This is a genomic window from Mesorhizobium intechi, from assembly GCF_002879535.1.
Classification (GTDB): Bacteria; Pseudomonadota; Alphaproteobacteria; order Rhizobiales; family Rhizobiaceae; genus Mesorhizobium; species Mesorhizobium intechi.
In genome coordinates, this window is the sequence record NZ_PNOT02000192.1 from 1 (window position 1) to 4,889 (window position 4,889).

Consider the following 4,889-nt stretch of genomic DNA (forward strand, 5'->3'; position numbering starts at 1 on the left):
CCCAGATTGTATGGCGAATAGAACTTCGTAACTGAATGTTGGAAGTTTTATTGCAAAAAAAACGTCATGCCGACCGGAAAACAAAAACATATTCCCAGAGAAATTTTGGCGCACGTAAGATTCAATTATAAAGTCTAATGGAACTCCGTCTATTTCGTGATCTTCATGGTCTAACGGCTCATATGGAATCGGGATATTGATCCTCTCTCGCCTTGGAACGCACAGCACCCCTCCCTTGACGTTGAAAGTATCAAATACATCTATAGGGACAAGCTCATCGGCTTCATCAAGGGGTAAAGCAACGATGCCTCTTTCGCGGAAAAATTCTTTCGTTTCCGGCGATAGAATTGGCTCACGCCCCGGACCGTTATAAAACCGCATTTCGTCTCCTATTGGTGTCCCGTATTGCTATTGTTAGTAGTATTGCCGCCGTTACTGCTACCTCCTCCGGATGATCCACTAGATGTTCCTGCAGCAGGATCGTTGGTGCTAGGTTGAGAACCGTGAGCCTTATCGTCAAACGAACCTTTGATATCAGGCTTTTTTTGATTTGGTTTGGTTATTGACCATCCGGGTTTACCGGTCGAGGTTCGACCGGGGTAGGTATCGACCTTAGTGCCGTCAGGCAGAGTTGTCGTCGTACCGCCAACAGCGGTCGGGCTTTGCTCTGCTCCCGGAATACCCTTGAGCTTGCCTTCATATGCACCAGGAGTTCCGGGGACCTCGTACCCTTTTGTCCCACTGTCGGTAGGTTTTGCACCTCCGAACACCGCATCTACATCCGGATTTCCGCTATTGATTCCGGATGTATTATTGACCTTGCCTTCGGATGGCTTTGTCTCCGCCGCGTCCAGCATGGCCACCGGCAACCCAAACACTGTCATCTTGGCTAAATTTTCAAGAGTCAAGGAGGGTGGCGTAGCTAGGGCTTTTGCCACTGCCTGCTGACATGAAGTGCATTCATGGTAGGCTTCGGCTAACATAAAGCCACCGATGATAGTCCCAGCCACAAGGTCGTCAGCAACAACAAAGTGCCCGTTTTGATCACTCTTATTGACCGGATCGTTCAGTGCATAAGCGTACCGATTGGTCCCAACACCCTCCTTCGTCGGATCCCAATCATCGGGCGAAATAAACCGCCCCAGCACCGGATCCATGTAGCGTGCATTGAGATAGAGCAGCCCGGTCTCGGCATCGAAGCGTTCGCCGATATAGCCTTTCTGCGTCTGGAAGCCGGTGTTGAGGCTCTCGCCATAGGTGGCGTAGCTGTTGCCTTCGACCAGGGCGCCCGACATGTCGGTGACCATGCGCACCGAGGCCAGATGCTCGCGGTGCAGGAAGTATTTTGCCGTGCCGACCACCTTGATGTCGGGATGCGGATAGCGCGTGTAGATCTCCGCGCCCGGCGTCGCCGGATTGATCTCGACATCGGCGTCGGGATAGAGCGTCGTGGCGAAGCTCGAGGTTTTCTTCGCCCGCGCTCCATCCGGTCCATAGGCGAGGTTGACGGTGTTGGCGGCGAGGCTGACCGTCTTCAGCCGGTTGGCCTCGTCCCAGGCGAGCGTGCGGCTGCCATCGGACGTGAGGTTGCCATTGGCATCATAGGACATCGCATTGGCGCCGACAGAGATTGGCGCATGTGGACGAGCTGCGCTCGGCGAGGGATAGGCATAGGTGCCGGCGACGCGGCTGCGCGAAATCATGTTGTCGTTGGCGGCATAGACGAAGGTTTCGTCGAGCGTGTTGTCGCCTAGATTGTCCGCCGAGATCAGCCGGTCAGCATTGTCGTAGACATAGTTCCAGCTGTTTGGTCCCGTGGCCGACGCGCCGACAATGTTGGTGATGCGGCCGAGGCTGTCACGCGTGAATTGCCGGTCCATCATCGGCCCGTTGGGCCCAGAGGTGGTGATGCGCGTCAGCCAGCGGCGTGACGGCGAATAGGTGAAGGACGTCTTCACGCCATTGGCGTAGGTGATCTCCTTGGTCTGGCCATCGGCCTCGTAAATGGTCGAGGTGATGAAGCCTGGTGCCGAGTAGAGCTTGTTGCCGGCGGTGTATTGCAAGGGGTTGGTCCAGGTGCCGAACCACAGGTCGCCCGGCTGGTAGTTCTTCAGGATGGTCTGGCCGGACCTGTCGTGGATATCGACCGTGGTATGCGTCAGGCCGGCAATGGTCGTGTCATGCCGGCCAAGCTTGCCGAGCCCGTCATAATTGTAGCTGTGCGTCGCCGCCCCATTGGTCGAGGTGGTGAGCTGGCCGATATTGTACCAAAAGCTTGGAGCCGCCTGGTCATAAGTGTTCTGGGTCTGCACAACCGGGCTGCCGCCGGGTGCCCTTGCGGTCTTCAGGAGCAACCGGTCCATCTGGTCGTAGCTGAGATTGGTGACGGTGCCCCTTGCGTCGGTCTGGCTGACCAGCCGGTTGGCGGCATCGTAGGTGTAGGTCCAGGTGCCGAGATCGGGATCCGACGCCGACAGCCGGTTGCCGAGCATGTCGTAGGTGTAGGTCCAGGTCGAGCCGCTGGTGTCGGTAAGGCCGACCAACCGGCCCAGCACGTCGAAGGTGCGGGTTTGCGCAAGCTGAAGACCGGCGAAGTCACGAACCACGCCCGCGACATCGCCACGCGTCGACCATGCCGTCCGGGTCTGATGGCCGAGCTCGTCGGTCATTGTCGTGCCATGCAGGCGCGGGGTGGTGGCGGGTGCCGTGGCCAGGTCGTTGAGATAGCTGCGCTGGCTGCCATCCGGATTGACGGTCTTGGTCAACTGGTCGGCCCAGTCGTAGCTGTTGGTGGTCCACTGCGCGGTTTCGCCGACGAAGCGGGTGAAATCCGTGCGCAGGACATTGCCGCGCGCATCATAGTCGGTATCGGCAATGCGCCTTGGACCGGCAGCCGTCTCTCCGGGCATTTCCACGTGGTAGACCCGGCCAAGCCCGTCATACCAGGAGATGATAAAATCCTCACCCGCGCCATTGGGGAGCGGCGTGTATTTGATCAGCGCCTGCGCCCCGGGATTGCCCTCGCTGACAAACTGGTTCCTGACATAGGCGCCGGTGACGCTCTGCGAGATCTGGTACGGACGGCAGAACGGATCGTAGGTGAAGGTTTTGACCAGGCCGTTGAAGTCGGTCCTAGTCGCCGGCAGGCCGCAGACAGAATTGTAGGTGGCGGTCGAGACAAAGCGCGTATCGGCGGTCTGCCCGCCCGTCGCGAAGTAACGCGGTGCCCGCTCGGCTACGGGGTAGAGGTGATACGTGGCGTCATAGTCCCATTCGGTCTTGTGGCCGAGGCCGTTGGTGGCCGAGATCTTGTTGCCATAGCTGTCATAGGTAAAATACTGACTCACCGACTTTTGCGGCGTCGAGGTGACATCGCTGAGCGTCAGCACCCGGGTCAGATTGCCCTTGGTCGGCACCGCCCAGACGTCGGTATTCCCGTCATAGTAATTGTGCCTGTAGCCGACATAGGGATCGGTGCTGGTCAGGCCGGCATGCGTCCGCTCGGCAATCAGGGCGGAGACGATGTAGGCCGGGGTGTTAGGCGAGAAGAAGCGCTCGGTCCAGGTCTCGTCGCCGCTGGCGTCCGTGCGGCCGTAGTCCTTGAGGCTGACGACATTGTTATAGGCGTCAAAGCCGCGCTCGACCCGGAGCGTGTACGTGACATTCTCGATGAACGACGTGTCGGTCGCCCAGTTCTGCACCGTGTACGGCTTGGTCGCCGTGTTGACGGCATAGGTTTCGGCCACCTGCTTGTGCACGGTGCCCGCGCCATCCTTCCACACCGTCAGCGACGGCAGGCCATAGCTGGCGAGGTCCTGGCGATAGGTGGTCGTCACCGTCGAGGGCGCCGTCTCGCCATTGGCCAGCGGCCTGGTTTCGACGATCGAGGCAAAGCCCAGAAACTTGCGCGCCGCTGGGTCATACTTGCCGCCGGCATATTGATAGGTGCTCACCGCCGTCTGGCCACGACCATCGCCCACCGAGAGCTTGGTCACCGCGTGCACCACCTGCGGCAGATAGTTGTTTGTCCACCTCGAGGACGGCGAGTACTCGACCGCGACCGTGCCGCCTAACTCCGTCGTGATCTGTTTCAACAGGTTCGGATTGCCCGTGCCGGCATCCGAGATGAACATACTGTCATTGTAATTGGTAAAATCGGGCAGTCCGTCCCCGTTGAAGTCCCCGATTACCGTGCCGGCGGTAAGCAACGAGGGGAACGTGAACTGCGCCGGAGTCATCGCTGTCGGAGCAGGGCGCAACGAGAAGGCTCGGACAGCGCTAGCCCCAGATTGACCGGTCTCATCAATCGTAATGACGTCCACCCGCCCGTCATTGTCAAAGTCGCGTAAGGCCGCAGTCAGGCCCCATATCGACGTGACCGTATAATTCTTGAATCCGACGCCCGTCGACAGCCATACACTGGCGCTGTCGCTATTGCCGTTGTAGCGAAACAGGTCGGTTGCGCCGTCCCCGTTGATATCGCCAGGCACGCACGTGCCTTCGCCGATGTTTTGTTGCTGACGGCAAGCAATCGCGAACGACGTCCCGCCGGGCTGCCAATTGCCATTCGACAGGCCTCCCTTCTTGATACTGTAGGGACCGATCGCGAATAAAGGTTGTTGGCGACCATTGCCGAGGAAATCTCCGACACCGATCAGCTTGTCTGTCAGTGGATTCAGCCCATAGTTAAGGTTGAGCGTGTCGATGCCGTCTCCGTCCGGATCGGCAACAGTCGATGGGACCGGGCCATATCCTGGGGCAACAGGGGGAATCGCATTGCACACCGCCTGATAGCCAGTTGGCGCGGTTGGCGTGCAGCCAGCCCTAGTCAGGGCCAGCGAAGCGTCTGTCTCGATAATCGACCGGAGAGTACTAGAAGTAGTCCGACC

At 58.8% G+C, this 4,889-nt stretch carries 2 protein-coding genes; both read right to left on the reverse strand.

Annotation, left to right across the window (positions count from 1 at the left end; translation table 11 throughout):
• A partial coding sequence (locus C1D09_RS16295; RefSeq protein ID WP_143975277.1) for a hypothetical protein occupies positions 1 to 381 on the reverse strand: 381 nt, incomplete at its 3' end.
• An 8-nt stretch (positions 382 to 389) separates the two neighbouring features.
• The gene (locus C1D09_RS16300) at positions 390 to 4,784 is read right to left on the reverse strand and encodes an RHS repeat domain-containing protein (RefSeq protein WP_167514640.1); all 4,395 of its coding nucleotides are present in this window, start codon (positions 4,782 to 4,784) and stop codon (positions 390 to 392) included.
• Between the last annotated feature and the right edge of the window lie 105 nt (positions 4,785 to 4,889).